The sequence below is a fragment of the Nocardia sp. NPDC056952 genome (genome assembly GCF_042674185.1).
In the GTDB taxonomy this organism is placed as follows: Bacteria; Actinomycetota; Actinomycetes; order Mycobacteriales; family Mycobacteriaceae; genus Nocardia.
This window is the reverse complement of sequence record NZ_JBHURA010000003.1, coordinates 560016-585887: the sequence shown is the minus strand read 5'-3', so window position 1 is coordinate 585887 and position 25872 is coordinate 560016. Positions and strand designations below refer to the sequence as shown.

General features: G+C 66.1%; 27 protein-coding genes. 17 read left to right on the top strand and 10 right to left on the bottom strand.

Annotated elements, in window-relative coordinates; translation table 11 throughout:
• Positions 1-224 precede the first annotated feature (224 nt).
• The gene (locus ACFTS5_RS14395) at positions 225-1277 is read left to right on the top strand and encodes a hypothetical protein (protein WP_378630949.1); all 1053 of its coding nucleotides are present in this window, start codon (positions 225-227) and stop codon (positions 1275-1277) included.
• Between the two features lie 127 nt (positions 1278-1404).
• Here the strand turns inward: ACFTS5_RS14395 and ACFTS5_RS14390 are convergent, their stop codons facing one another.
• Positions 1405-2058, bottom strand: coding sequence for a TetR/AcrR family transcriptional regulator (locus tag ACFTS5_RS14390; RefSeq protein WP_378630948.1), 654 nt, complete (start codon positions 2056-2058; stop codon positions 1405-1407).
• A gap of 83 nt (positions 2059-2141) precedes the next feature.
• Here ACFTS5_RS14390 and ACFTS5_RS14385 point away from each other — a divergent pair, with 83 nt between their 5' ends.
• On the top strand, positions 2142-3122 hold the full coding sequence (locus ACFTS5_RS14385; RefSeq protein ID WP_378630946.1) for a zinc-binding dehydrogenase: 981 nt from the start codon (positions 2142-2144) through the stop codon (positions 3120-3122).
• Positions 3123-3170: 48 nt separating this feature from the next.
• Here ACFTS5_RS14385 and ACFTS5_RS14380 read toward each other — a convergent pair whose 3' ends face one another.
• The 3 genes from ACFTS5_RS14380 to ACFTS5_RS14370 form a co-directional block, all read right to left on the bottom strand.
• Positions 3171-3521: an HNH endonuclease gene (locus tag ACFTS5_RS14380; RefSeq protein WP_378630944.1), complete on the bottom strand. Its 351-nt coding sequence runs from the start codon at positions 3519-3521 to the stop codon at positions 3171-3173.
• A gap of 93 nt (positions 3522-3614) precedes the next feature.
• Positions 3615-4841 (bottom strand): lipase family protein, encoded by a 1227-nt coding sequence (locus ACFTS5_RS14375; protein ID WP_378630943.1) that lies wholly within the window; start codon positions 4839-4841, stop codon positions 3615-3617.
• A gap of 178 nt (positions 4842-5019) precedes the next feature.
• Positions 5020-5892 (bottom strand): alpha/beta fold hydrolase, encoded by an 873-nt coding sequence (locus ACFTS5_RS14370; protein WP_378630941.1) that lies wholly within the window; start codon positions 5890-5892, stop codon positions 5020-5022.
• A 97-nt stretch (positions 5893-5989) separates the two neighbouring features.
• Between ACFTS5_RS14370 and ACFTS5_RS14365 the strand changes: the two genes are divergently transcribed.
• Together ACFTS5_RS14365 and rox are read left to right on the top strand one after the other, a co-directional pair.
• Positions 5990-6391 (top strand): winged helix-turn-helix transcriptional regulator, encoded by a 402-nt coding sequence (locus ACFTS5_RS14365; protein ID WP_378630940.1) that lies wholly within the window; start codon positions 5990-5992, stop codon positions 6389-6391.
• A gap of 206 nt (positions 6392-6597) precedes the next feature.
• A complete protein-coding gene (gene rox, locus ACFTS5_RS14360) occupies positions 6598-8037 on the top strand; it encodes a rifampin monooxygenase (RefSeq protein WP_378630938.1) in 1440 nt (479 codons plus the stop codon).
• A gap of 30 nt (positions 8038-8067) precedes the next feature.
• Here rox and ACFTS5_RS14355 read toward each other — a convergent pair whose 3' ends face one another.
• The 4 genes from ACFTS5_RS14355 to ACFTS5_RS14340 all read right to left on the bottom strand — a co-directional run bounded on the left by ACFTS5_RS14355 (position 8068) and on the right by ACFTS5_RS14340 (position 10109).
• Entirely contained in the window at positions 8068-8556 is a 489-nt protein-coding gene (locus ACFTS5_RS14355) for a hypothetical protein (RefSeq protein WP_378630937.1), read from the bottom strand.
• Positions 8557-8611: 55 nt separating this feature from the next.
• Entirely contained in the window at positions 8612-9118 is a 507-nt protein-coding gene (locus ACFTS5_RS14350; protein WP_378630935.1) for a hypothetical protein, read from the bottom strand.
• 233 nt (positions 9119-9351) lie between these two features.
• Positions 9352-9618 (bottom strand): hypothetical protein, encoded by a 267-nt coding sequence (locus ACFTS5_RS14345; protein WP_378630934.1) that lies wholly within the window; start codon positions 9616-9618, stop codon positions 9352-9354.
• 128 nt (positions 9619-9746) lie between these two features.
• A complete protein-coding gene (locus ACFTS5_RS14340; protein ID WP_378630932.1) occupies positions 9747-10109 on the bottom strand; it encodes a winged helix-turn-helix transcriptional regulator in 363 nt (120 codons plus the stop codon).
• 112 nt (positions 10110-10221) lie between these two features.
• Here ACFTS5_RS14340 and ACFTS5_RS14335 point away from each other — a divergent pair, with 112 nt between their 5' ends.
• On the top strand, positions 10222-11505 hold the full coding sequence (locus ACFTS5_RS14335) for an MFS transporter (RefSeq protein ID WP_378630931.1): 1284 nt from the start codon (positions 10222-10224) through the stop codon (positions 11503-11505).
• Here ACFTS5_RS14335 and ACFTS5_RS14330 read toward each other — a convergent pair.
• Together ACFTS5_RS14330 and ACFTS5_RS14325 are read right to left on the bottom strand one after the other, a co-directional pair.
• Complete coding sequence (locus ACFTS5_RS14330) at positions 11498-12496, bottom strand: oxygenase MpaB family protein (RefSeq protein ID WP_378630929.1); 999 nt, start codon at positions 12494-12496, stop codon at positions 11498-11500. The two genes, ACFTS5_RS14335 and ACFTS5_RS14330, sit on opposite strands and share 8 nt — an antisense overlap.
• Positions 12497-13013: 517 nt before the next feature.
• Positions 13014-14180 (bottom strand): thiolase family protein, encoded by a 1167-nt coding sequence (locus ACFTS5_RS14325; protein WP_378630928.1) that lies wholly within the window; start codon positions 14178-14180, stop codon positions 13014-13016.
• A gap of 580 nt (positions 14181-14760) precedes the next feature.
• Here ACFTS5_RS14325 and ACFTS5_RS14320 point away from each other — a divergent pair.
• The 12 genes from ACFTS5_RS14320 to ACFTS5_RS14265 are packed head-to-tail and all read left to right on the top strand — an operon-like array spanning position 14761 to position 25752.
• On the top strand, positions 14761-14985 hold the full coding sequence (locus ACFTS5_RS14320; protein ID WP_378630926.1) for a hypothetical protein: 225 nt from the start codon (positions 14761-14763) through the stop codon (positions 14983-14985).
• The gene (locus tag ACFTS5_RS14315) at positions 14985-15170 is read left to right on the top strand and encodes a hypothetical protein (RefSeq protein WP_378630924.1); all 186 of its coding nucleotides are present in this window, start codon (positions 14985-14987) and stop codon (positions 15168-15170) included. Before ACFTS5_RS14320 ends, ACFTS5_RS14315 begins: the two co-directional genes overlap by 1 nt.
• A 46-nt stretch (positions 15171-15216) precedes the next feature.
• The gene (locus ACFTS5_RS14310; RefSeq protein WP_378630922.1) at positions 15217-16068 is read left to right on the top strand and encodes an MlaE family ABC transporter permease; all 852 of its coding nucleotides are present in this window, start codon (positions 15217-15219) and stop codon (positions 16066-16068) included.
• A 1-nt stretch (position 16069) separates the two neighbouring features.
• Positions 16070-16933 (top strand): ABC transporter permease, encoded by an 864-nt coding sequence (locus ACFTS5_RS14305; protein ID WP_378630920.1) that lies wholly within the window; start codon positions 16070-16072, stop codon positions 16931-16933.
• Between the two features lie 9 nt (positions 16934-16942).
• Entirely contained in the window at positions 16943-18385 is a 1443-nt protein-coding gene (locus ACFTS5_RS14300; protein ID WP_378630918.1) for an MCE family protein, read from the top strand.
• Entirely contained in the window at positions 18382-19404 is a 1023-nt protein-coding gene (locus ACFTS5_RS14295; RefSeq protein WP_378630916.1) for an MCE family protein, read from the top strand. The genes ACFTS5_RS14300 and ACFTS5_RS14295 overlap by 4 nt, the downstream gene beginning before the upstream one ends.
• Positions 19401-20414 (top strand): MlaD family protein, encoded by a 1014-nt coding sequence (locus ACFTS5_RS14290; protein ID WP_378630914.1) that lies wholly within the window; start codon positions 19401-19403, stop codon positions 20412-20414. The genes ACFTS5_RS14295 and ACFTS5_RS14290 overlap by 4 nt, the downstream gene beginning before the upstream one ends.
• A complete protein-coding gene (locus tag ACFTS5_RS14285) occupies positions 20414-21514 on the top strand; it encodes an MCE family protein (RefSeq protein WP_378630912.1) in 1101 nt (366 codons plus the stop codon). The genes ACFTS5_RS14290 and ACFTS5_RS14285 overlap by 1 nt, the downstream gene beginning before the upstream one ends.
• On the top strand, positions 21511-22623 hold the full coding sequence (locus ACFTS5_RS14280) for an MCE family protein (RefSeq protein ID WP_378630910.1): 1113 nt from the start codon (positions 21511-21513) through the stop codon (positions 22621-22623). The genes ACFTS5_RS14285 and ACFTS5_RS14280 overlap by 4 nt, the downstream gene beginning before the upstream one ends.
• Positions 22620-23804 carry an MCE family protein gene (locus tag ACFTS5_RS14275; RefSeq protein ID WP_378630909.1) on the top strand — a complete coding sequence of 395 codons (1185 nt, stop codon included), beginning with the start codon at positions 22620-22622 and terminating at the stop codon, positions 23802-23804. Before ACFTS5_RS14280 ends, ACFTS5_RS14275 begins: the two co-directional genes overlap by 4 nt.
• A 15-nt stretch (positions 23805-23819) precedes the next feature.
• Positions 23820-24422, top strand: coding sequence for a hypothetical protein (locus tag ACFTS5_RS14270; protein ID WP_378630908.1), 603 nt, complete (start codon positions 23820-23822; stop codon positions 24420-24422).
• A gap of 40 nt (positions 24423-24462) precedes the next feature.
• The gene (locus ACFTS5_RS14265; protein WP_378630907.1) at positions 24463-25752 is read left to right on the top strand and encodes a TetR/AcrR family transcriptional regulator; all 1290 of its coding nucleotides are present in this window, start codon (positions 24463-24465) and stop codon (positions 25750-25752) included.
• Positions 25753-25872: the final 120 nt, after the last annotated feature.

The following is a 25872-nucleotide window of genomic DNA, read 5'->3' as shown; positions in this document are numbered from 1 at the left end:
GCCTCGGCCGGGTCGGCCTGGGTACGACTGGACGGACCTTGTCTTCACGATAGCGATGACCTTGGCGAACGTGGACCGCGAGTGCGGCACTTGCCGGCATCGATCCATTCGTGCGTCCTTCGGCACCGCGTTCAGCCACACGGAGTGGCGGCGTGCGATCGGGATGACCGCAGGGCAGACTTGGCCGGTCCAGAAGCTTCATCGCCCCCGACACCGAGGCAACGATGACACCGATTCCGGCTGGAATCTCGCTCGACACACTCTCCGAACTTCCCCGATATCCGGTAGGAACATCGTTCGGCCCCGATATCGACGCCGCCAACGAGATTCTGCTGTCCGCTGCCGATGAGCAGACCAAACGCGCGGCGTTTCTGGACTGGGCGGCCCGGCACCAGCCGTGTGTTTTCGGACGGATGGCCACCAAGTCCGGCACACCGGCGCGGGGATTGGCGATGGATCTGTGCTGGGTCGACGAACAGACGATCGCGGCCGGGCCGCACGCGATCTCAACCCGCATCGCCGCAGACCGCCGCACCTGGAAGGAGCGGGCCGCGCGCGGAATGAGCAGCGCCTTTCTCGTGATCTTCAACAGCCGGTGTCTGGCTCACGCCCGCCCAGGTCCCGAATTCGCCCGTCTGTGCACAGAACTGGCGTCGCTGTACCTCACCGAACTGGCCCCCGTCCGGCCCGACGTGATCTATACCGAGGCCATCCCGCTCCGCGGTCGCGACGGGGTGCTGCGCCTGTTCAAAGGCAGTGTGCAGCTGTTTCATACCGGCGCTCATCTGCGTCGCCATCACGACCGCCGAATCCCCGGCGGGGTGATGATCTCGGTGAACGGACCGGGCCACTACGCCAATTCCCTTGTCACTCAAGGTATTTGCGCGGATCTGGCCGAATCTGCGCCCATGGTGCGACGTTTGGCCGCACGCTCGATAGGCGCGGGCGGTCTCGGTGACGAGCGCGCGCTGAGCACCACCTGGCACCGCGACCCGGATCCTTCCGCACGCGACACCGCACGCTGGTTCTCTGCCGCCTACCACCTCGACGTTCTGGTCCAATCCGACGTCGTCAGCGATCCCGGCGCGCGAACCGGCCCCTGCCCGGCTCACGAACAATGGTCCTGGTTGCATCTGGATTACATCGACTCCAGCGAAACCTCTCCGGCCGACCCCACCCACGGTTGGTTCCACGGCGTCCCCGTCCCCGAGCGCGACTTGCACCACAACCCGTGGCCCCCAGTCGTTCCCATCGACGCGCCCGACTTCAACTACTGACCGCCACCGCCGAAACCCTCACCCGAGCCCGAGCGGGCGCGGTTCGTGGAACCATGGTCGCTCACCGCGCAAAGCGGTTCGGCCGCCCGCTACCGGTTCGCGTTGGTCGGCTCGGCCTTGCCGCCGGTCATCCCGTGGTCGCGCTGCACGACTTGCGTCGGGGCATCGCGGGCATCAATCGTGGCACCGGCGGTAGCGGTACAGATTCCGGTGAGACCCGGAACGCCTGGATCATGAGGGCGGCGAATCGGCGGGAAGCCGCGATTCGTGCTGCCGATGTGACGGCATGGATGCCGTTGTTGGCCATGATCATGAGAATGAGGTCGTCCGCCACGATGTCGGTGCGCAGGTGGCCGGTGCTCTTGGCGCGGCGGATCAGTTCGGCGGCACCGGTGAGTGAGGAGTTGCGGATCGCGGCGAAGTCCAGCGCGTGCGGGTAGGCGGACATGAAGGCTGCGGCGAATCCATGGTCGCGGGCTTGCAGCTCGCAGAGCTTCTCGACGGTGCGACAGAAGCCGTGCCAGGGATCAGGGTCGGCGAGTCCTTCGTCCACGAGGGTCAGGCAGGCGAGCATCTGATCGGTGAAGGCCTCGGCGACCAGCATCTCCTTGGTCGGGAAATGGCGATAGAGGGTGGCGGGGCCGACCTCGGCGCGCCGGGCGACCTCCCGCATCGGCACATCCAGGCCGTCGACGACGAACACCGCGCGGGCCGCATCGAGAATGCGTTCGCGGTTGTCCCTGGCATCCGAACGCAGGGTGTGAGGCAAACGAGTGGTCACCGCTCTCACTTTAGCTAAACGGACGGGCGTGTCCGTTACGGTCCCACTGGTCAGTTTCCCCAGAACAGAACACGGAGACGCCGATGAAGGCAGTAGTGGTCCAGGCATTCGGAGGTCCAGAGGTCCTCGCGGTGGTCGAACTCCCCCACCCGAATCCGACCGCCGGCCAGGTGTTGATCGCGACCGAGGCGATCGGCGTCGGCGGTGTCGACGCCCTTGTCCGAAGTGGCGCGCTGGCCGCCTTCGGGATCACGCCGGGTCACATTCTGGGCCAAGAGGTCGTGGGCACTGTGACCGAGGTCGGCGAGGGCGTCGACACAGGGTGGATCGGTCAGCGGGTGTGGGCGTTCACCGGTGAGGGCGGCGGCTATGCCGAGCGCGCGATCGCCTCCGCCGAGACGCTCGTTCCCGTCCCGGCGGCCCTGTCGTCTGTCGACGCGGTGACACTCGGCAGCTCGGCCGTGGTGGCCCACTTCGCTTTGCGCCATGCGCATTTCACGCGCGCAGAGTCAGTGCTGGTGCGTGGCGCGGCGGGCGGAATCGGCGTGGTGGCAGTCCAGCTCGCGGCTCGTGGCGGTGCGGGTGCTGTCGCGGTCACGACTTCCTCGCCTGCGCGTGGCGATCGCCTGCGCGATCTCGGCGCGACACATGTGCTGGACCGCACCGGCCGGGGTGCGGAGAACGCTCCCGCGGGCTACGACGTCATCATCGACATCGCCGCAGGTGCGGATCTACCGTCGTTCCTCACCAAGCTCGAGCCCAACGGCCGGATGGTGGTCGTCGGTGTGATGGCAGGCATGCCGCCTGCGGACTTCGGCGTGGAGATGATCAAGGCGTTCCGGAGGTCGACGTCGTTCGCGACCTTCAGTGCCGATACCGTGCCTCTATCCGACCGGCGAGCAGCAACCGCCGATCTATTCGCGGCCGCGGTCCGCGGCGAGCTGAAAGCAGTTGTGCACGAAATACTTTCCCTGGAACACGCTGTGCTGGCGCACCGGAGAATGGACGCCGGCGAGGTGTTCGGCAGAATCGTGCTCGTTCCATCGGTCACCGAACGTCGGTGAGATCGCTTGCTGCTCCGGACATCCTGCGATGACCAGTGATGTGGGTGGCTAGGCGAACCTCGTGGTGAGCTCGGTCGCGATCTCGTAGTGGCGCACGAGGAACGAGCGTTCGTCGAGCTTCTTGCGGCGCAGCCAGCCGGTCACCTCGGCGTTGCACTTGCTGGCGTTGCACGACCCACACGCGGGCACGACGTTGCCGAGCGTGTAGCGGCCACCGCGCGAGAGGGCCTGCACGCAGTCCTTCTGCAGCGAGGTGACAGGAGATTTGCAGTAGGCGCACCCACCCCAGGACGTTTTGAGCGCGTCCCACTGCGCGTCCGTGAGGTCGTGGGCGACGGCCGCCATCCGCTTCTTGCGCTTACGTGCGGCGCGGACCTGTTTGCTACCCCCAGTCGGCACGACGGTCAGGATACGCGTTGCGATGATCAATTGGCCGGAGGCCGGGCCTGGGCCTGTTCGCCCATCCCCTGGGCCGTCGAGGGCTGATGCCGCTCAGCAGGTGCTTGCCGCCGGCTTCGCGGCGAATCGGTCGGCCAGATAGTTCAGGGCCGCCGGCATTCCCAGCATGGCTTCGGTACCGTGCTCGCCGACGGAATTCTCCACCAGCTGCACCGGAATCCCCGCGGCGCAGTATTTTCCGGCCAGCGCCCGGGCGGCACCGATAGGCGCGAACTCGTCAGCGACAGCGTGATGGAGCAGTACCGGCACGGCAGGTACGCCCGGGCGGAACAAGGGGCTGGCTTTGCGCACCACCGTGCTCAGTTCGGCGTTGTTCGTGATCGACCCGGGCCAAGCTTCCAGCGCCGCCGCATCGAGAAACGGATACGCCAGAGCGGCGTCGGGCACGCAATCGGCCCGGCTTGCGGCCAGCATCCCGCGGCCGGATTCGTTGAGGTACTGAGCCACATCAGCTTCGGGATACGACCGGTCCAAGCCCGCCAGGCCGACCACAACCGCCCCACCGGCGATTCCACCGCTGAAGCCGGACATGGTGGCTTCCAGATCCGCGACGATCCCACCCAGCACCACACCGGACAAACGCAGTTCCGGGGCGTAGGTGGCGTGCGCTTGCGCGGCAATAGCGGTGGCCTGGGCACCGCCGGAGTATCCCCACATGCCGATCGGCGCCGCGGGGTCGACAGCCGCGGGCGCGAACGCTCTGGCCGCGCGGATACCGTCCAGCACGCCGTGGACATACCCGTCGGCACCGAACAAATCGGAGTCAGGCCCCTGATAGTCCGGTACGACCAGGGCCCAACCTTGTTGCAGTGCAAACCGAATCATGCCGGTCTCGGCGTATGCGCCGCTGGGGACGCCGTCGATTCCACCACGCAGCGCGTACGAGGGTGCGCATTTCGAGCCGACGCCGTCTTCGGCGACCTGGTACGACAGCAGCGGACGCGGGCCGTCGCCGGTCCATTCCCGATGCGGTACAAGCACTGTCGCGACATAGGCACGGGGCGCCCCGTGATTGTCGATCGTCTTGTACTGCACCTGCCACGCATCCGCCGGCAGCGGCTGCCCGAACGACTCCGTCTCGATCACCCGCGACGAGAGCACTGTCCCGTCGGCCAGGTCGGCGAGCCCCTCGGGCTGGGCGTAGAACGAATCCTGTTCCGGCAGCGGCACTGCCGTAGCCCCACCCGCGCACGCCGCTACCAGTGCGAACACCGCACCGCTCACCGTCGCCCGCAATGCCGCGATCCGCACTGCCGGCATCGAACACCCCACCCCCGAGAACCTGTTCTAGTTTTGCGTTCCCGCGAGCGTAATGTATTCGAGAGGACCCGACACCCGAACCGGTGATCCGGTGGCCGGGAAGTCGACGGGGGTGTCGCACGACAAATATCCGACCATCCACCTACCTGAACAGCGGCACGACATCTGGCGTTGGCCTTCAGGCGGGTTGCTCGGCGGCGAGGAAGGGCATCATGAGGCTGAGCAGTTCCTGCGGCCGGTCCAACGGGATGATGTGACCGCAATCCGGAATGACGTGTCCGGTGAGGTCGGCGGCGATGGGGCGTAGCTGGCGCTCCAGCGCGTCGCCGACCGGGTGGGCACCGATCGCCAGGGTGGAGGTGGTGAGCCGGTCGGTCGCCACGGCGTGATCGATCTGATGGGCGCTGGTCGGCAGTGCGCGGTAGTAGGAGAAGGCGCAGCGTAGGGCGTCATCTCCGGTGTAGGCATCGACGAACGCGTCGTGGATATCTTTCCGCACGCCCCGGCCTCTGGTGCCGGTGGTGAGGAACCACTCGATGTACCGCGCCTCGTGGCCGAGCAGGACCGTTTCGGCGAGACCGGGGACGGCATGGAATCCGAACCACCACGGCGGACCCGCGACGAGGAAGTCCTCGGCGCCGGGGAGCCTGCCCAGCAGCGCTTCCATGACCACCAGCCGCCGCACCCGGTCGGGGTGGCGCAGGGCGAGCAGGACCGCGACCGGGGTGCCGGCATCGATCGCGACCACGGCCGCGGTGGGTTCGCCGAGGGCATCGAGGATCCCGGTGACATCGGCGGCCAGTGTGCCTGCGTCGTAGCCGTCCGGCGCACGACTGGAGGCGCCGAACCCGCGTAGGTCCGGGGCTACCACCCGGTACCGCGCGGACAACGGGCCGATGATCTCGCTCCACAATCGCCAGGTGTGCGGAAAGCCGTGCAGCAGAACGACCGCGGGTCCGGAGCCTGCGATGGCGACATTGGCACGGATGCCGTTGGTCTCGATCTGGCGCAGCTCGATAGGCGCGACATGGAGCGGCGGCGTGCGGGACATGGAACCTCCCATTAGTAACTATTGGTTACTAGGGAACGATAGGTAACCTAAGTTATGCTGCCAAGACGGCACGTTGACTACAGGTGGTGAGGTCCAGGTGACTACTCGATCAGCGCAGGCGAAGACACCGGATCGCGGCGATCTGTTCGATGCGCAATGTCCGACACGTCAGTTGCTCGACCGCATCGGCACGAAATGGACGTCGATGGCGGTCAAGGTCCTCGCACAGGCCGCCCCGGGTGAGGTGCGGTTCGCCGAGCTGCGGCGGCGAATGCCCGGTGTATCCCAGAAGATGCTGTCGGTGACCCTGCACAACCTGGCCCGGGACGGTCTCGTCACCCGCCGGGTGGAGCCGACGGTGCCACCACGCGTGCACTATCGGCTCACCGAACTGGGCTTGTCCCTGGAGATCCCCTTGGCGGCGCTGCGCACCTGGGCCGAGGATCATATGGCCGAGATCGACCGCGCCGGCGCCGTCTATGACGCACACGCCGAATAGCTTCCCAGCGGGCACCTTCGAAAGATCGGTCGGGCAGGACACCCTCGCGCTCTGGCATATATCACTTGCGGCAAGCGCTGGGGGTACCGCACAATTGGCGGCCGAGGCCTGGACCTGCGGAAATCCGAAATCAGCGTGATGCGTGCGTGCGCGGTGCCGGGGATGTGGCGACGGGGTAGGCGAGAATTCGGGCGAATGGGTGGTTCATGTTCGATGTGATCATTGCGGGCTGTGGGCCGACCGGTGCGATGCTGGCCGCTGAACTGCGGTTGCACGATGTGCGGGTTCTCGTGCTGGAGAAGGAACCCGAGTCCGTGTCGTCGTTCGTCCGGGTGGTCAGTCTGCATGTGCGCAGTCTCGAGCTGATGGCCATGCGCGGGCTGCTGGATCGCCTTCTCGAACGCGGACGGCAGCGTCCGGTCGGCGGGGTATTCGCCGCCATCGCCACACCTACGCCCGCAGGGCTGGATTCCGCGTACGCCTATCAGCTGGGCATCCCGCAGCCGATCATCGATCATGTGCTCGAAGAACATGCGATCGAGCTGGGTGCGCAGGTCCGCAGTGGTTGCGCGGTGGTCGGTTTCGAGCAGGACGACGAGGGCGTGACCGTCGAGCTGGCCGACGGTGAGCGGGTGCGGTCGCGGTATCTCGTGGGCTGTGACGGTGCGCGCAGTACAGTGCGCAAGCTGCTCGGTGTCGGTTTCCCCGGTGAGCCCGCGCGGACCGAGACGTTGATGGGCGAGATGGAAGTGGGTGCCTCGCAGGAAGAGATCGTCGCCAAGGTGACCGAAATCCGCGCGACCCATGCGGTATTCAGTCTCAGGCCCTTCGGTGAGGGCATCTACAGCGTCGTTGTTCCCGCTGCGGGGGTGCGTGAGGATCGCACGGAACCGCCTACGCTCGAGGACTTCCAACGGCAGTTGCGCGCGATCGCCGGAACCGATTTCGGCGTGCACTCCCCTCGTTGGCTGTCTCGTTTCGGCGATGCCACCCGGTTGGTCGAGCGCTATCGGGTCGGTCGGGTGCTGCTGGCAGGCGATGCGGCGCACATCCACCCACCCGCCGGTGGTCAGGGGCTGAATCTGGGCGTTCAGGATGCCGTCAACCTCGGCTGGAAATTGGCCGGGCAGATTCACGGCTGGGCGCCCGAAACACTGCTGGACACCTACCAGTCCGAACGTCATCCGGTCGCCGCCGACGTGCTGGACAACACTCGCGCCCAGGTCGAACTGGCATCCACCGAGCCGGGCCCACAGGCCGTCCGCAGGCTGCTCACCGAACTGATGGGCTTCGACGAGGTGAACCGCTACCTGATCGAGAAGATCACCGCGACCGCCATCCGCTACGACTTCGGCCCAGGCCCCGACCTACTCGGCCGCCGCCTGCCCGACCTCGACCTGAAGCAGGGCCACCTCTACGACCGACTTCGTCAGGGCCGCGGTCTGGTCGTGGACCGCACCGAACGCCTGAGCGTCGACGGCTGGTCCGACCGGGTCGACATCATCGCGGATCCCACTGCGGCACTGGATGTTCCAGCGCTGCTGCTACGCCCCGACGGGCACGTCGCCTGGATCGGAGAGCACCAGCAGGACCTGAACACCCAGCTCTCCCACTGGTTCGGCACGCCCACAGACGCGCCTCGATGACGTCCGCGCCATCCACGACAGTGGAGCCATCTACTGCTGCGGACCGGGCTGATCCCGTACAGCACCGTTCGGCCACACCACATCGACAGGAATGCCCCGCGCACGCGCCAGTGCGACCACGGTCCCGGTACCGGCACGCTCGCCGACCTTCCCGTCCCATACCGCGATCAACCGGTCGGCCTCACTGACCAGGACCTCGTTGGCGGCTTCATACGCGTCGCGGCCCGCACGGTCGAAGTCCATGACCCGAACCGTCGTGGCCCGCTCGATGAGCCCGTCGAATTGCACCAGGTGGTCCGGCTTCACTTTCGACTCCCGGTAGTCGCGCGACGGCACCACCGCCTCGAGCTGCCCGCCCGCGTCGAGAACCACTTCCGCGAATACGCTGTCCGCGCCGCGGGCAAGGCACGAAATACCGACCAGACCCGGTGTGTCGGCGATCAGGTGGGCGATGGCCGCACGAACGAGCGGGACCGTTTCGGCCGAGATGTTCGTGTGCCCGGTGACGCTGATTCGCATCACACCATGATGCCGGGGCGCGATGAACGAATGAAGCAGGTCGCGCCTGAACGACTCAGCGGCCAGGTTCGTCCGGGCGCGACGAACCGGCGTCACCGCCATCGCTCCGGGGAGGGCCGACCCTGCGCGGCCTCACCATCCGCCGACCGCCGCCGGGACGATTTTCCCCGCCGGCACGTTTACGGCGCGACGCGTCGAAATCGATGAGATTCGCATCGCGCTCGGCGTTCCCGCCCGACGCGGCGCCGGCCTGCGTCACATCGTCGACCGGCAACGATCCCGACTCGCGCTCCAACTCCGCTCGGGTCACCGGGCGCGTTGCCGCCGGATCGTAGGCGCCATCGGGAACCGGAGACCAGCGCGGAGCTGCACCGATATCCTCTTGACGTCGCCGCGGCGGCTTCGGCAGGCGCACGACGTTCGACGGCGAGTCTTCACCCTGGCGCGGACCCGTCTCGGCAGCCCTCGTCTCTGCCAACTTCTGACGCAGCCGCTCCACCGCATCGAATCGACTGTTGCCGGGTCCGCGCGCGAACCCTGGCCCTGTCTCCTGATCCGACATCGAACTAACCGCAGACAGGCGCCGCGACACCCGCCCCGAACTTCGTCCCACTGATAACGCTCACGTCCACATTCTGCCTCACGACCCGCTATCAGTCAGCAGCCCGCTGCGCCCACCACCTGTGGCGACCAGCCCGTGTGCCGGCCGCCGCACGCAAGATCTACGTACTCGGACACGCGCAGACGACGCCGCGACCGCCGAAAATCTGCATGACCTCGCCTGTACTGACGTCGCTACTCGTGAGGCTGCGCATCCGCGAGGACCGCATCGATGGCGGATCGCAGATCGAACACCACCTTGTATCGGCGAACCGACTCCGCTCCGGTCAGCTCGATGTCCCGGCCGGTCGCGCGCCACACGTCACGGATGGAGCCATCATCGCGCACCTCGTAACCTTCGGATTCCGCCCAGCGATCGACGTCCTGCGCACGACTGGCGAGCGCGTTCGCGACTTCACCTCGACCACGGAACGCCTGGACGTCCTTCCAGGAAACGCTCATCCGTCCTCCTTCCGGTTCAGCTCTGACAACGCGGTCGCGGACCAGTTGTGAAGCGTTGCTGAGGATCTCAGAAACGGAGACGTCCCACTGCTGCTCTTGTCTGCAACCTAGCGCCATCCCGTCAGAGCTCACCGGTCGGGACGGGCAATACTCTCGACGTATTCCGCGCCCCATCGGTTCAGCTCGGACACGAAACCGCGCAGAGCCTGCCCGGTCGGGGTGAGCGAATACTCCACGCGTGGCGGGACTTCGGCGAAGGAGTGTCTGTTGACGATGCCGTCTTGTTCCAGTTCGCGGAGTTGACGGGTGAGGACGCGGGGGGTTACCTCGCCGACCTTGCGGCGTAGTTCGCCGTAGCGCAGGGGCTCGTCGAGGAGGTATTTGACGATGGTCATCTTCCAGGCGCCGCCGAGGACGGCGATGCTCACCTCGACGGGGCAGCTCCGCATCGCTCGTACGATCGGCGCCCGGACTTCATCCGTGGTTGCCATACGCTCGATAGTATCTATTCCGTCCATATGGACAAGATTGTGCATACTGTCGATCCTGATCGTTGATTGCTAGAAACGAGGGTAAGGACGTCGAGCAACGCGAAGGATTCCGGTGGGCATTTCCGCAGTCGATATCGAGCAGCGCGCGATCGGGCGGGCGCCCCGTTTTCATCCCGCGTGGACAATCGTGGCCGTGGCGGCCCTCGCGCTCGTCGCGGCGGGGAGTTTCGCCACCATCGCGGGGCTGATCACCGAACCGCTGGTCGAGACGAAGGGGTGGAGCCGCACCGGCATCGGCGCCGCGGTGGCGGTGAACATGGTGCTCTACGGGGTGGTCGGGCCGTTCGGCGCGGCCATGATGGACCGCTACGGCATCCGCCGGGTGACGTCGTACGCACTGCTCGCGCTGATCGCGAGTTCGGTCCTCACCGCGATCTGGACTCCGTCGGTCTTCTGGTTCGTGCTGTGGTTCGGCTTCGCCATCGGGGTCGGGACCGGGTCGATCACGACGGTGTTCGCCGCGACGGTGGCGAACCGCTGGTTCTACCGCAAGATCGGTCTTGCTACTGGATTACTGACCGCGGCAAGCGTTTTCGGTCAGTTCGCGATGCTGCCCTTGCTATCTGTGTTGCTCGAGCGAGCCGACTGGCGCGCGCCTGTTCTCGCCTGCGGAGCTCTCGCGACGGCGGCCTTGCTCGGCGTACTGCTCTTCCTGCGCGAGAGCCCCGCCGCGATCGGTGCGGTCCGCTACGGCGCGAATCCCGACACCGAACCCGTCGGGACCGATCGCCGAGTCAACCCCTTCTCCCGCACGATCACCGCCCTGCTCCGCGCCCTGCGCGACCGCCGGTTCTGGGTGCTGGCCTCGATGTTCGCACTGTGCGGGGCGACCACGAACGGCCTGATGTGGAGTCACTTCACCCCCGCCGCGCACGATCACGGCATGGCCGCCACCGCCGCGTCGGGCCTGCTGGCGATCATCGGCGTCGCCAACATCCTCGGCACCGTGTCCGCGGGCTGGCTCACCGACCGGATCGAACCGCGACTGCTCCTCGCCGTGTTCTTCCTCGGCCGCGGTGTGTCCCTCGCCCTCCTCCCGATCCTGTTCACCAGCGGGTGGTCCCCCGACCTCGTCGTCTTCGCCGTGGTGTTCGGCATCCTCGACGTCGCGACGGTGCCACCGACACTGACCCTGTGCCGGCATTATTTCGGCGCCGACAGCGCCCTGACGTTCGGCTGGATCAGCGTCTTCCACCAACTCGGCGCGGGCGCGATGGCCCTCACAGGTGGCCTGATCCGCGACCTGAACGGCTCCTACACTCCCCTCTGGATTACCGCCGCCCTCGCCTGCCTCACCGCCGCCGCCCTGGGCACCACCGGCTCCCGAATCAGATGAGCGACTTCTGCCGTGCGATGCGGCCGCGCACATCGCGCATCATCGCGTTGGTACCAGCGAACCTGATGAACTTCGGGATGAATCGGTTGACGAAGCCGACGAACTGGAAAAGGTGCTCGAATCGGCGTTGATCCGCGGTGCTCCATTCGATCGCCATCTGCTCGCGGAAATGCGGGGGCAGAAAGCCGGCGGTCAGGAACCGCAGGAGGCTGCCGAACATCACCCGGATGGACCAGTGGATCATCCGCAGGTGCAGCAGATCGTCGATGTAGGAGCGGAATTCGTCGTCGCACACCACCTGCTTGCAGGCCTCGAGCCAGTAGTCGTCGAACTCGGCGCGCGTCTTGGGCCACATGTCGGGGTGTACCTGGAGCGTGGTGCCGAAGGTGTCGGAGCCCTGGTAGAACGCCTCGAGTTCGTCGTCGGACATCTTGCCGCACAGCAGTTGGTGCGTGTCCTCGAAACCGATGTAGATCGCCGCGGCCACATACATCTGCAGGTTCCGGTCGAAGGCGTTGTATTTCACCTTCGAATCCGGCCGCGATCTGACCTGGCGGTGCGCGACATTGACGGCCGCCCGCATGGCCGACTTGTCCTCGTCGGTCCCGAGAACGGCCACCGCGAGGTAGGCAGAGGTGGTCCGCAGCCGCTTCCACGGATGCACCATGAGCGCACCGGATTCGACCGGACTCTCCATCACACCCGCCGCGACCCCCTGGTGCGCGAACTGCATCGCCACGTTCGCGGCCGCGCCCGCGAACATCCAGAAGTCCAAGGCATCGGCCAGCTGGGCGGGCCGTTTGCGTGGGGACCGGTGCGTGTCGGGAATATGGAGGCGAACCCGATCGAGAGTCAGCACACGCTCCGTCGCGGCGGGTTCCACCGCTGGAGTGGCCGACCGGCGCCACGCGGGTCCAGCACCTTCGTCGACGTAGGAATCACTATGTGGGTCGACGTAATTGGGTTCGCCAGGTCTGATTGCCGTGCTCATCGTCATCCTTTTCCAGAGATGTACCGCGCGACCGAGCAGTCGAGGCGATGCACAGCAGCCCGACGCACCTCGCGAACGCGGTTCGGCGCCAAGGGTACCCCGGCACACTCATTATGTTACCGACAATTCCACGCACTGAGGAGGGGAAGTTCGGATTCGACTCAGCGCTTACAACCGATTGACATCGCCCTTCTCGATCACTAAGTTGATGTCCATTCACCAATAGCTTCGGAGCGGGCATGCACTGCGGCGCCAGGTGGACACGACTGCCGCCGATAGGTGGCATTCCGGGACTTCACTCCCGGAGCGCAAGGCTCGCGGCGTGGGACGTCCAGGCCCTTTGCCCCCACTGCCGCGAGTCTTGCGTCCCCGCCCTTCACGCGACGTCGGCGACCGGCTGCTCACCCGGCATCGAGTCGCGGCACCTCGCGAACTCAGCCTGTCCACCGCGGCGATGCAGTTCGACACCCCCGCCGACCGCACATCGCGTCCGGCGGGGGGCGTCCATCAGCTCGTCTCAGAGGCGTTCGATGATCGTGGCGTTGGCCAAACCACCTGCCTCGCACATGGTTTGGAGACCGAAGCGACCGCCGGTCTGTTCGAGATGGTTGACCATCGTCGCGAGCAACCGGGTTCCGGAACCTCCGAGCGGGTGCCCGAGCGCGATAGCGCCGCCACGCGGATTGACCCTGGCCGGGTCGGCGCCGAGCTCGTGCTGCCACACGAGCGGGACCGGCGCGAACGCCTCGTTCACCTCGAAGGTATCGATGTCGTCCACGGTGAGCGAGACCCGTTCGAGCGCCTTGCGCGTCGCGGGCACCACGGCAGTGAGCATGAGCGTCGGATCGTCGCCGACCACAGCGAAGGAGTGGAAGCGGGCGCGGGGGGTCAACCCCAGCTTCGCCGCCATCGCCTCGCTCATGATGAGTGCGGCCGACGCACCGTCGGTGAGCGGCGAGGAGTTGCCCGCGGTCACCGACCAGTTGATCTCCGGAAACCGGTCGAGGAGAGCGGGATCGGTGAAGGCAGGGCGCAGGCCGGCCAAACCTTCGACAGTGGTTGCGGTGCGTATCGTCTCGTCGGCGACGAGTTCTCCCGCGGCAACGAGCTCGGCATCGAACCCGCCGGATGCCGCGGTGGCGGCGGCCAGTCGATGTGAGCGGGCCGCGAACTCGTCGAGGACCGCACGGTCCAGTTTCCAACGGGCCGCGATGATCTCGGCCGCGATCCCCTGCCCGATCAGGCCGGCCGGATAGCGAGCGGCGAGCGGGCCACGCAGCGAGTCCTTGCCCTGAGTGTTGGAGAACATCGGCGCGCGGCTCATCGACTCGACGCCACAGGCGATCGCCACGTCATACGCGCCGGCGAGCACACCCTGGGCGGCGAAATGCACGGCTTGCTGACTCGAACCGCACTGTCGATCAACCGTGGTGGCAGGCACCGACTCCGGGAAGCCCGCCGCCAGCACCGCCGTCCTGGTGATGTTGTTGGCCTGTTCACCGCTCTGGGTGACACAGCCGCCGATCACGTCGTCGACGAGGGCCGGATCGATCCCGGTGCGCGCGACCAGCTCTGCGAGCACACCGGCCAGCAGGGTGGCCGGATGCACCGACGACAGTCCGCCGCCGGACTTGCCTCGACCCGACGGCGTACGAACCACATCGACGATGACAGCTGACATCATGAACCTCCTGCACGGTCGCCGACCACACGGCGACATCCATCGAGTAAGTTAACTAGCATTCTTATCACTCGCCGCCCGATGCTAGCCGATCCGCCTGTTATCCAGCCCTCAAAATTCCAATTTATGTTACTGTTCATTCCGCAGCATCACGCGTTGGGGGCATGATGCGCGGGCCGCATCGGCACCGGCACGCACCCCTCAGCGGCGTCCGGTGCCGATGCGATGACCCGCACTCGCACCGGTTCACGCCGACCCACCGACCGGCGGCCGGACGAGAAGGGCGCACGGGCGCAAACTGCGACGGCACTCGATCCGGGGCCCTATAGGCAATCCCGAATCTATGAGATATGTTACCGGTAATTCTCATCACAACGACGAGAATGCGTAGTAACTTGCTCTTCGAGGTCGACCCTCCCGAGCTGGAGAAGTCTCAGTGCTTCTCGCATGACTCAGGGGAAATGGCGATCACTCTTCGGGTCCGCCCCTAGAAGAACGCTCGACAACAACATCGCACCGCCAACGACGGCGGTCGGCAGGCCCGACGTCGTCCAAGGTCCCGAGGAAGGACACCGGTACCACCATGTTGCGACGGCTGGACAGGTTTCTCAGCTATGAGATGAAGGTGTCCGAATTTCTCGGCACGCTCATCATCATCGGCATCCCGTACGGACTGGTCGGGGTCATCTGGACACTCACCCACACCAGCCATCTGCGTGACCTCCACGGGGCCGACCTGATCATCTCGTTCCTCGGATCGATCGTGTGCTGGCCCGTGCTCGTCTTCGCGAATGTGACGATGACCTGATGATGGCGCTGGTCTGGGTCATCGACATCATCGTGATCATCGTCAAGATCCTCGGCGGGCGGACACAGGTCAATCCTGTTCTCCGAGTGGGTATGTGGATCGCGCTGCTCTGCGTCATCGCCTTGTGCCTGGCGGCCGTCGGCGCGCTCGTCGTCCTCCTCGAACACTGGCTGAGCTCGCTCTGAGCAGCCGGGAACACATTCCCCCGCAGCAAGAAAGGATCGGTGCAGCGTGACGCCGCAACCGGCCACCGAACCGTCCGAGATCGGACGGCTCGTCGACAGTGCCACCGGGCTCTGGCGACGGCATCCCCAGCAGTCGCTCGAGACCCTCGGCAGGCAGGTCCTCCTCGGTCGGGCAACGATCGCGCAGTTGTTTCTATCTCTTGTGCAACGGCGCTTTCCGTTCCAGGAGTTCATCAAACAGTGCGCCTTCATGGCCAACGTCTCGGCCTTGCCGACCGTGTTCGTCGCGATTCCGGTCGCGGTGGTTGTCTCGATCCAGGTCGGCGCGCTGGTCAACCAAGTCGGCGCCACCACCTTCATCGGCGCGGTCGCCGGGCTCGGCATCATCCGCCAGGGCGCACCACTGGTCACCTCCCTGATGATCGCGGGCGCGGTCGGCTCGGCCATCTGCGCCGATCTGGGCTCCCGCACGATCAGGGAGGAGATCGACGCGATGAAGGTGATGGGCGTCGACCCGGTGCGCCGGCTGGTCGCCCCGCGACTGGCCGCCGCGGTACTGGTGAGCATGCTGCTGTGCGGGTTCATCGTGTTCGTCGGCTTCGCCACCGCCTACCTGTTCAACGTCTACGCCCAGCAGGGCACGCCGGGATCGTTCATCAGCTCGTTCGCCTCGTTCGCGGTCGCGAACGACCTGATGGTCGCGCTGTTCAAGGCGGCGATCTTCGGTGCGCTCACCGCGATCATCGCCTGCGACATCGGACTACACACCAAGGGCGGTCCCGGCGGTGTCGCGAATTCGGTGAACTCGGCGGTGGTCACCTCCGCCCTGATGCTGTTCGCCACCAACATCATCGTCACCCAGCTGTACAACAGCTTCTTCCCCGCGAAGGTGGTGTGAGATGGCCGCCGAGTACGTCCCGCCCGCACTGCGGCCGGTCCGCGCGATCAGCGCGACAGCCAAGATCCCTGTCGAAGCCAATCAGCGCCTCGGCCACCAGGCCATCGTGTTCTTCCAGGCCCTGATCGCCATCCCGTTCACGCTGCGTCACTACCGCAAGGAAGTCGCCCGCCTGGTCGCCGATGTCGGCTGGGGCAACGGCTCGCTCATCGTCGGCGGTGGCACAGTGGGCGTGGTCATCGTGCTGTGCGCGTTCGGCGGTATCACCGTCGGAGTCGAGTCCTACACCGCGTTGAACCTGCTCACCATGGGACCGCTGACCGGGGCCATCTCCGGCTTCGCCACCACCCGTGAGATCGCGCCGATCCTGGGCACGCTGGCCTTCGCTATCCAGTCCGGCTGCCGATTCACCGCGCAGCTCGGCTCGATGCGGATCTCCGAAGAGATCGACGCCCTGGAATCCATCGCGATCCGGCCACTGCCCTATCTGGTGACCACCCGGATGATCGCGGCGACGATCACCATCATTCCCCTCTATACCCTCGGCCTCGCGGTCGCCTACATAGCGACCAAGCTGTCGGTGCTGTTCCTCGGCGGTACGACCGCGGGCACCTATGACCACTACTTCTTCCAGTTCCTGCTGGGCGGGGACGTGTTCTATTCGATCTTCAAAGTAGTGGTGTTCGTCCTCATCGCGGCGTTCATCCAGTGCTACTACGGCTTCGTCGCCTCCGGGGGCCCCGAAGGTGTCGGGGTCGCGGCGGGCCGGGCCATCAAGATGGTCATCGTCGTCATGGTCTTCACCAATCTGTTTCTCACCCTTGCGATCTGGGGCATCGACCCCGGATTCCGGATCTCGGGATAGGTCGATCGAATGATTCTCGATCTCAGCGGCCGCGGCCCCAAACCCCTGCAGCTCACGCTCGCTGGACTGGCGGTGATAACCGCGTTCGCGGTCGCTCTGTATCTGCTCGCACTGCGCTACAACGGCGAGTTCGAGGACACGGTGGTGGTCGGTGCCGACCTCACCAGCACCGGCGACGGGCTACCCCAGCGTGCCGACGTGAAGTACCGCGGCATGTTGGTCGGCTCGGTCGGCTCGGTGGAGATGGTCGCCAAGGGCGAACGCCAGCACGCCACACTGGAGCTGAAACCAGGCCTCGCGCAGACGATTCCGAACACGGTCACCGTGCGCGTCGTACCCGACAACATCTTCGGCGTCTCCTCGCTCCAGCTCGTGGACAACGGGGGGACCGCCGAGGGGCTGCGCGAGGGCGCGACCATCCGCGAGGACACCAGCGCCGCCACGATTCAGCTGCAGTCCACCCTCAACACCCTGCGCGATGTGCTCACCACCATCCAGCCCGAGAAGCTCGGCCGGGTGCTGGCCACCCTGTCCGCCGCGCTCGACCCGAGCAGCCGGGTGCCGGGTTCCACGGTGGAGCGCCTGGATACCTGGCTCACCACCGTCCACCAGATCCCCGAAATCGGCCACCTGCTCGGCAATTTCGGTCAAGCGGCAACGGCACTGAGCCAGTCGGCACCGGAGCTGGTCGGGGTGCTGGCTGATTCGGTGACCTCTGCGCGCACGCTCAACGAGCACCGCACCCAATTGGTGGAGCTGCTCACCCAGGGCAATTCCACCATCGAATCGGTCAACGCCCTGTTCGCCGCGAATCCCGACTCGGGTAAGGAATTGGTCTCGGGCCTGGACCAGGTGCTCGGTGGCATCGCCAAAGATCCCGGCGCACTGCAGTCGACGGCGGCCAACCTCAACACGTCGTTCCGCAGGTTGCAGCAGGTGTTCAACTTCGGCCCACGCAAACAGATGACCTGGCGCATGGACGTGACGTTCACACCGTTCCAGCAGTACACCGCCAAGGACTGCCCGCACTACGGCGAGATGGCCGGGCCCCGATGCGGCGGACCGTCCGTGCCCGAAGTCGCACCGCCACAGGAGTATCCGGCACAGATGCTGCCCAAGCGGCTCGAATCCGCCGGACCGGCACCGGTACTGCCGATTCCCGGTCTGCCGGCGCTGCCGAGCATCACCGTGCCGACGGTTCCCGGCCTGCCGACGATCCCGGGTCTACCCGCCATCCCGGGACTGCCCGCCATCCCGGGGATCACCGCACCCGCCGCAACCCACGATCCCGCGCCCGCCGCCATCCCGGCGGCGCAGCCCCGGCTGAGCGGCATCGCCGCGGTGTCGGCACTGGTCGGCGGTAAACCGACGTTCAGCCAGCTGCTGCTGCTCGGGTCGATCCTGGGCAACATTCCCATCGTCCCCGACACCGAAGGTGGTGTCCAACAGTGAAATCCACCAAAGCACTCCTCGGGTTCAGCTTCTTCGCCGTCCTGGCGACGTTGCTCACCTACACGATCTGGTCGACCCTGCAACGCAGTGTCCCCGGCAACACGACGAGCTACTCGGCGGTCTTCACCGATGTGCTGGGATTGCGCATCGGCGACGACGTCCGGATGGCGGGTGTGCGGGTCGGCCGGATCGACAAGATCGACTTCACCGACAACTACATCGCCAAGGTCGACTTCCGGATCGAGTCGCGCCAGCACCTGACCGACACCACCAAAGCCCTGGTGCGATACCAGAATCTGATCGGTCAGCGCTACCTGGCGCTGGCGCCGGGCACCGGCGAGGGCACCGTCGTCCCCGCCGGCTCGCAGATCCCGCTCGAGCGGACCGAGCCGTCGTTCGATGTCTCGGCGCTGCTGTCCGGATTCGAGCCGCTGTTCAGCGTGCTGCAACCCGACCAGATCAATTCGCTGTCGGAGACCCTCATCCAGGCACTGCAAGGCAACGAGGTGTCGTTGGCTGCGCTGATCACTCAGGCCGCCCAGCTGGCCAGCACCTTCGGTGAACGCGATCAGATCATCGGCGATGTGCTGAGCAATCTCAGCTCGGTGATGGCCGGGCTGGCCAACCGCAGCGACGAGCTGGAAACCCTGATCACGCAGACTCGCAGTTTGATGGAAGGGCTCTACACCGAGGGCGAAGCGTTGAAGAGTTCGGTCGAACGGGTGGCGGGGGCGACGAACGGGTTGGTCTCGCTCATCGAGCAGGTCAAGCCCGGTATGGCCGACGCGCAACGCAACGCGACGACAGGCGTGATGATGCTGCTCTACAACGGCGCCGCACTCGATCGCGCTGCGGTCGAATTCCCGGACTTCCTCAACGGCGTCGCCCGGTTCACCCAATACGGCACCTACGGCAATGCCTACATCTGCCGCCTCGACGTCTCGCTGTGGGGCGTTCTCCTGCCCGAGGGCTTGTTCTCGCAGGTCGGCGGCACCTCACAATCGGAAGTGTGCCGATGATCAAACCACGCGTTCCAGCATTTCTGCGACACAACCGGCACCTGCGGCTCGGCCTGATCGCGGCCCTCGCGGTGCTGGTGTTGCTCGGCGGTTCGAATCTGCTCACCCAGGTTCGGCTCGGCGACAAGACCGTTCACGCCGAGTTCGCCCAGGCCGCGGGCCTTCGGCCCGGTGCGACGGTCGATGTCTCCGGCATCGAGGTCGGTGAGGTCCAGGCAGTGAAACTGGTCAACGATCGGGTGGAGGTGGCACTGCGGATCCGCAAGGACATCCGCCTCGGCGCCAACGCCCACGCCGCGATCAAGATGTCGACCATCCTCGGCAGGCTGCACATCGTGCTGCGGCCCGGCGACGGAAAAGAGCTCCCCGACAACCGGATCCGGCTCGACAACACCGAAGTGCCGTACAACCTGAGCAAGGTCATCCAGGACCCGAAGTACACCTCCTCGTTCGAGCGGATCGAACGGATCGACCCGAACAAGCTGCGCACCGCACTCGATGTGTTCAGCGCCCAGCTGGGCGATTCACCGGCCATGGCGGTGCAGGCCCTCGACAGTATCGGCTCGCTCGCCCAGGTGATCAACAGCAGGCGCGACGAGGTCGACACCCTGCTCAAGAGTATGGATCAGGTCTCCCAACTGGTCTCGGACAACCGCAACAGCGTGTTGGTGTTGCTCACCAGGGGCGAAGCGATCGGGGCCGCGGTGCAGAAGCGCCAGACCCTGCTCACCCAGCTGCTCGACAACGTCGCCGACATGTCGAGGCTGCTGCAGGACATGGGCATCGAGAACAACGGTGAACTCGGACCGCTGATCGCGAATCTCAACACGATGGCCGACGGCCTGACCAAGAACAAGGAGAACCTGGACCGGATCTACGAGTACGCCCCGGTCACGTTGCGCCAGTTCAACAATCTGCTCGGCAACGGTCCCTACGGCGAGATCTGGGCACCGTGGATCCTTCCGGACAACTGGCTGTGCTTCGCACAGGCCGTACAGGGGTGCAACTGATGAGGACCGAACGCAGGAGCAAGCTGGCGGCGCTGTGCTTGGCCGCGACACTCGCCTCGGGCTGCGCCCTGCTGCCCGACAGCCTGACCGGACTGGGTAACCAGGTGCTCGGCGAGCAGAAGCGCATCAGCGCCGACTTCGAGAACGTGGCCGGACTGTATGCGGGCAACGAGGTCTCGGTACTCGGGGTGCCGGTCGGTGTCGTCGATTCGGTGACACCGCGCGGCAGCTACGTCGAGGTGGTGATGTCGGTCGACCGCGACGTGCGCATTCCCGCCGAAGCGATCGCGGCGCTGGTGTCGCCGCAGCTGATCACCAACCGCCATGTCGAGCTCGCCCCGGCCTACACCGGCTCAGGGCCCGAACTGGCCGACGGCGCGCATCTTCCGCTGGAGCGCACCAGGACACCGGTTGAGCTGGACCGGATCCTGGCCAACTTCGATCAGCTGGGCGAGGCGCTCAAGGGCGACAGCCAGAGCGGGCCCATGGCAAGCCGAGTGCTCTTCCCACTGCTCGACGGCAACGGCGACCGGTTGCGCGAAACGCTCGACGAACTGTCGGCGGCCTTCGAGCTGACTTTCGCCAACAAGGATCAGATCGCCAACACCATCATCGAACTCGGCGAGATCACCCAGATCGTCGCCGACAACGATCAGACCGTCCGCGATTTCAGCGGTCGCATCACCGAATTGGTCGCGTTGTTCGGGCAGCAGTCCCCCGGTCTGCAGGCGGTGCTGACCCAGCTCGACGACTTCATCACCAATACCTCCTCGGTGGTCGGCCAGAACCAGGATCAGCTCGCGGGCGCGCTCACCAAGTTCGTCGCGATCGCCGCCCAGATGCGGGCCAATGCCCGCAATCTGACCGAGATCATCGACGTCGGTCCGCTGATGTTCCAGAACTTCGACAATGCGATCAGCCGAGAACACCAGGCGCTGCGCCTGCACGGTCTGCTCGACAAGATCGTGCTCGACAGCGAGGTGGTCTCGCTGTTCTGCGAGCGCGTGCAGATGCGCCTGGACGGCTGCCGCACCGGCAAGATCTCCGATATGGGCCCGGACTTCGGGCTGACCGCCGCGCTGTTGGGACTGACGAAATGACTCTGCGCACCACCTTGGCCGCGGCCTTCTGCGCCGCCGCCGTGGCCGCATCGAGCAGCGGCTGTTCGATGACCGTGGCCGAGCTGCCGATGCCCGAACCGGGCATCGGCGGGCCCGGCTATACCTTGCACGCCACATTCCGCGACGCGCTCAATCTGCCCGATCGCGCGCACGTGAAGATCGGCGGCACCGATATCGGTGTCGTCACCGGAATTTCGACGACCGCGTTCCTCGCCGATGTCGAGATGCTGATCCGCACCGACATCCAGTTGCCGCAGGGCACCACCGTGGAGCTGCGCCAGGCGACCCCGCTCGGTGACATCTTCGTCGCCGTGACCCTGCCCAGCGCCGAGGCCGCCGGACCACCGCTGCGCGAGGGCGCGACCATCGGCGCCGAGCACACCGCGTCGGCCGCCTCGGTCGAGCAGTTGATGATGTCGGTGTCGATGCTGATCAACGGCGGCGGACTCAATCAGGCAGCCGAAGTCACCTCCGAGCTCAATTCCATCTTCGCGGGCAAGGCGCCCCAACTGCAGCACCTGATCGGGGAGATGACCTCGGTCATCACCGCGCTCAACGCACGGACCGGCGACCTCGACGCGACACTCACCGGGTTGTCGGTACTGACCGGCGAATTGGCTCGGCGCAAAACCGAACTCGGCGCCGCGGCCGACAGCTTCCCGCAATTGATCGGGCTGTTCGCCGAGAACAACCAGGCCATCGTCGACCTGATCAACAAGGTGGCGGTGACCATGGACGCCCTCGGGGACTTCAGCACCACGAACGGGCCGCAGTTCGTCAGCCTGTTCCAGAGCATCCAGAATCTGATGTCCGGATTCGCGCAGATGGGCGATGACCTCACCGGCACGCTCGAGGGCTTCCATCAGGTCTATCCCTCGGTCATGGACAGTATGCAGGGACCGACCCTGGCCGTCGGAGCGATCCTGTCCTACCTCGACATCGGTGCGATCACCGATCCGGCAGGCAGCCGCTGGCCCGACGGCACCGATGTGCCGGCGTTCATCGGCAGCATCACCGACGTGATCGCCAAGGTGACCGGCCGCCTCAACAGCACACCGCAGCAGCCGACCCACGAGGGGCCCCGATGAATTCACCGTTGTGGCAGTGGCTGGTTCGCCGTCGCGTCGCGGTCGCCAATGCCGGTCTGGTCGTCGTCCTGGTGCTCGGCAGCCTGTACCTGGGCGGTGCGGTCCTGCGGATCGACCCGACGAGTACGCGCTATGTCGTCACCGTCGAACTGGCCATCTCGGGTGGACTCACCGCGGGCAGCGACGTGACATTCCGTGGTGTTCGGGTCGGCCGGGTCGACGACGTGCGGGTCGCAGGCGACGGGGTCGCGGCGGTAGCCGAGATCGAGGAGGGCACCCGGATTCCGGTCGGCGGCACAGTCGCCGTCGCCCGATTGTCGGCCGCGGGTGAGCAGTACCTGGATTTCCGCCCCGACACCGACACCGGACCGTATCTGCGCGACGGCTCCGTTGTCGCCCGGGCGGACACCGCCGTGCCGGTGCAGGTGCAGTCGGTGCTGGCGAACATGACGGGCCTGGTCGGCGGATTGAACCCCGACCGCCTCAATGTCATCGTCAACGAACTCGACAAAGCGCTCGCGGGCGGACCGGATGGCTTGCGCAACATGATCTCCGGGATCAGTCGTGCGATGGCGGGGCTCACCGATCTGCTTCCGCAGACCGAGCATCTGCTGCGCAATCTGGAGGTCATCGCCTCGACGACCGCGCACGCGCAACCCGACCTCGGCACCCTCACCCACGCGGGTAGCGCCCTGTTCCAGCAGTTCTCCGCCGCCGACGCCGAATTGCGGCATCTGCTCCAAGAGGGGCCGGGCCAGCTGGCGACCCTCGGGGGCTTCATCTCCCGCACCCACGATCCGATCACGGACCTGGTGACGAACTTCGTCGCGATCACCCGGGCAGCCAAATTGCGTCAACCCGCGATCGAGCTGCTGTTTCCCACGTTGAGCCGCTTCTCCGAGGCGGTCGGGGTCCCCGCCCACGACAACGCCTTCTTCACACTCGTCGATCCGTGGCCGCGACCGACCTGCGACTACGACACTGTTCCGATCCTGCCCACCAAGGCCACCGCCGATACCAGGGTGCGGCTCTACAACTACTGCGTCACCGACAATCCCGCCCTGCAGGTGCGTGGGTCGGCGAACGCACCACGTCCCGCCGGACCCGACAACGGTGCGGGACCGCCGCCCGGTGTGACCGGTGACGAACTGTCCCAGCCCTCGGTGCCCGCACCACGATAAGGAGCACGAAAAGCGATGACCAACGACGAAACATCCCCCAGCACAGCACCATCGGCAGGGCTCGCGGACACGGTCGATGCGAAGACGGCCACCAAGGCCAAGTGGTGGGCGATGGACCGCAAAACTCTCGGCCTGCGCAGTGCCACCGCGATCGTCCTCGGCGCTTCGGTGGCGACCTCGGTGTTCCTGTTCGTGGAGAACAAGAACAGCACCGATCTGCTCGAGGCCCAGCAGCAGGCCCGCGAGGCCGCGTGCCACTACGCGCCCGCCCTGGCCGAATACGACAGCAAGAGCCTCGACACCTACTTCAAGGCTGTCCTCGCGGGCGCGACGGGTGACTGGAAGAAGCAGTTCGAATCCACCAGCACCGAGCTGCGCGACGCACTCACCCAGGGTGAGGTCATCTCGAAGGTGACCGATACCCAGTGCGCGCTGCGCTCCGGCGACGAGAACTCCGCCGAGGCGATCGTGGTGATCGGAACGACCATCTCGAGCCTGGGTACCGAGCACAAACCCAAGCCGAGTCAGCTGTCGATGGTGTTCAACCTGCACAATGACGACGGCCGCTGGCTCGTCGAGAAGGTGAACTCCCCGTTGACCTCGCCTCCCGCCCAATGACGCGGTCCGGCGGATCGACCTCGCGCCACCAGGCGATAGCATGACAGGCAAGATCATCGGGAACTCACTGTCCCCGCGCGGAACAAAGGGTAAGACGACGAGCAGCCAGGCAGACGAATCCCCCGCGGATGCGCCGACTCGCCAAGTCCGGCGCAGGCCGAAGAATCGTCGTGCCCAGATCGCGGCAGAATCTGCCGCCGCCTTCGGCGCGCACGGATACCACGGTGTCAGCATGGACGACATCGCGCGGCGCCTCGATATCAGTTCCACCGCGCTGTATCGGCACTTTCCGAGCAAGTACGCACTGTTCCGGGAGGAACTTCTGCGATTGTCCGGGATAGCTGTCGGCGCGGTCGAGCTGCCCGCCGAGGCCGCCGACTGGGAGCCGCGCCGGCGCGTCGACCATGTGCTCGACGCCATCATCGGGTTGACCATCGCCAATCGGCCGACCGTGGCGCTGGCTCGCTGGGAGCGCCGTTATCTCGAGTCGGCCGATCTTCAGGAGTTCACCGATCAATTCGCCGCGGCTATCGCGACGCTGCGCAAGCTGATCGGCGAGGTACGACCCGAGTTGGACGGTCGAGACCGGGCGGTTCGCGCGGTCTCGATCTTTGCCGTGGTGAGCAGCATCGGCGACCACCACGCCACCGTTCCGGTCAAGGCCCTCGCCCGGCTGCTCCATGCGACCAGCTGGACGTTGATCGACGCTGACCTCAGCGGACTCGACAGCACGAAGACCGCCGGTTCGAGGGGCGAGCAACCGCAGCCGTTCAAGCATGATCTGCTGCTGGGCAAAGCCGTCGAGCTGTTCCACGAGCGCGGCTATCCCAATGTCAGCATGGAAGATATCGCCGCCGCCGCGGATCTGTCGGCCGCCTCGGCGGTGTACCGCTACTACCGCAGCAAGAGCGACCTGTTGGTCGCCGCATTCCGGCGCGCCGCCGACCGGGTATCGGGAGCGATCGCGCCCGCGACAGCCGCCGCGGACACTCCCGCCGAAGCACTCGGCACCCTGATCGAACTCTATGTCTCCGGTTCGTTCGCCGAGCGCGCGCTGACCTTCGTCTACTACGCCGAGTTCAGCCATGTAGACCAACCCGATCAGGTGACCCTGCGCCATCTACAGCAGCTGATCATCACCGAATGGGCGAAGTTGGTGGTGGAAGCGAGGCCGGACCTGTCCATCGGCGAAGCCCGGATCCTCGTGCACGCGGCCTTCAGCCTCGTGGTCGACCTCGGACGCACCTTCGGCGACCATGGAATCAGTCCGCAGGAGAAGGTGATCCGTTTACTGGAGACCATTCTGCTCGGTCAGCCCCTGCCGCGGTAGGCAGCGAGCGACTCGACAGGGGGCGGGGGGGCCGGGGCCCGGGGGGGGCCCCCTAACCCACCCGGATACTAGAAGCAAAAGTAACACTGAATTTTGGCGGGGGGAGGGGGAGGGGCCCCC

Coding starts and splice junctions, on each gene's coding strand:
- ACFTS5_RS14395 (WP_378630949.1), top strand. CDS start 225: ATGACACCGATTCCGGCTGGAATCTCGCTCGACACACTCTCCGAACTT.
- ACFTS5_RS14265 (WP_378630907.1), top strand. CDS start 24,463: ATGACAGGCAAGATCATCGGGAACTCACTGTCCCCGCGCGGAACAAAG.
- ACFTS5_RS14370 (WP_378630941.1), bottom strand. CDS start 5,892: ATGTCCCGCACGCCGCCGCTCCATGTCGCGCCTATCGAGCTGCGCCAG.
- ACFTS5_RS14280 (WP_378630910.1), top strand. CDS start 21,511: ATGACTCTGCGCACCACCTTGGCCGCGGCCTTCTGCGCCGCCGCCGTG.
- ACFTS5_RS14290 (WP_378630914.1), top strand. CDS start 19,401: ATGATCAAACCACGCGTTCCAGCATTTCTGCGACACAACCGGCACCTG.
- ACFTS5_RS14275 (WP_378630909.1), top strand. CDS start 22,620: ATGAATTCACCGTTGTGGCAGTGGCTGGTTCGCCGTCGCGTCGCGGTC.
- ACFTS5_RS14285 (WP_378630912.1), top strand. CDS start 20,414: ATGAGGACCGAACGCAGGAGCAAGCTGGCGGCGCTGTGCTTGGCCGCG.
- ACFTS5_RS14305 (WP_378630920.1), top strand. CDS start 16,070: ATGGCCGCCGAGTACGTCCCGCCCGCACTGCGGCCGGTCCGCGCGATC.
- rox (WP_378630938.1), top strand. CDS start 6,598: ATGTTCGATGTGATCATTGCGGGCTGTGGGCCGACCGGTGCGATGCTG.
- ACFTS5_RS14350 (WP_378630935.1), bottom strand. CDS start 9,118: ATGTCGGATCAGGAGACAGGGCCAGGGTTCGCGCGCGGACCCGGCAAC.
- ACFTS5_RS14355 (WP_378630937.1), bottom strand. CDS start 8,556: ATGCGAATCAGCGTCACCGGGCACACGAACATCTCGGCCGAAACGGTC.
- ACFTS5_RS14340 (WP_378630932.1), bottom strand. CDS start 10,109: ATGGCAACCACGGATGAAGTCCGGGCGCCGATCGTACGAGCGATGCGG.
- ACFTS5_RS14375 (WP_378630943.1), bottom strand. CDS start 4,841: ATGCCGGCAGTGCGGATCGCGGCATTGCGGGCGACGGTGAGCGGTGCG.
- ACFTS5_RS14270 (WP_378630908.1), top strand. CDS start 23,820: ATGACCAACGACGAAACATCCCCCAGCACAGCACCATCGGCAGGGCTC.
- ACFTS5_RS14385 (WP_378630946.1), top strand. CDS start 2,142: ATGAAGGCAGTAGTGGTCCAGGCATTCGGAGGTCCAGAGGTCCTCGCG.
- ACFTS5_RS14320 (WP_378630926.1), top strand. CDS start 14,761: ATGTTGCGACGGCTGGACAGGTTTCTCAGCTATGAGATGAAGGTGTCC.
- ACFTS5_RS14300 (WP_378630918.1), top strand. CDS start 16,943: ATGATTCTCGATCTCAGCGGCCGCGGCCCCAAACCCCTGCAGCTCACG.
- ACFTS5_RS14330 (WP_378630929.1), bottom strand. CDS start 12,496: ATGAGCACGGCAATCAGACCTGGCGAACCCAATTACGTCGACCCACAT.
- ACFTS5_RS14345 (WP_378630934.1), bottom strand. CDS start 9,618: ATGAGCGTTTCCTGGAAGGACGTCCAGGCGTTCCGTGGTCGAGGTGAA.
- ACFTS5_RS14325 (WP_378630928.1), bottom strand. CDS start 14,180: ATGATGTCAGCTGTCATCGTCGATGTGGTTCGTACGCCGTCGGGTCGA.
- ACFTS5_RS14315 (WP_378630924.1), top strand. CDS start 14,985: ATGATGGCGCTGGTCTGGGTCATCGACATCATCGTGATCATCGTCAAG.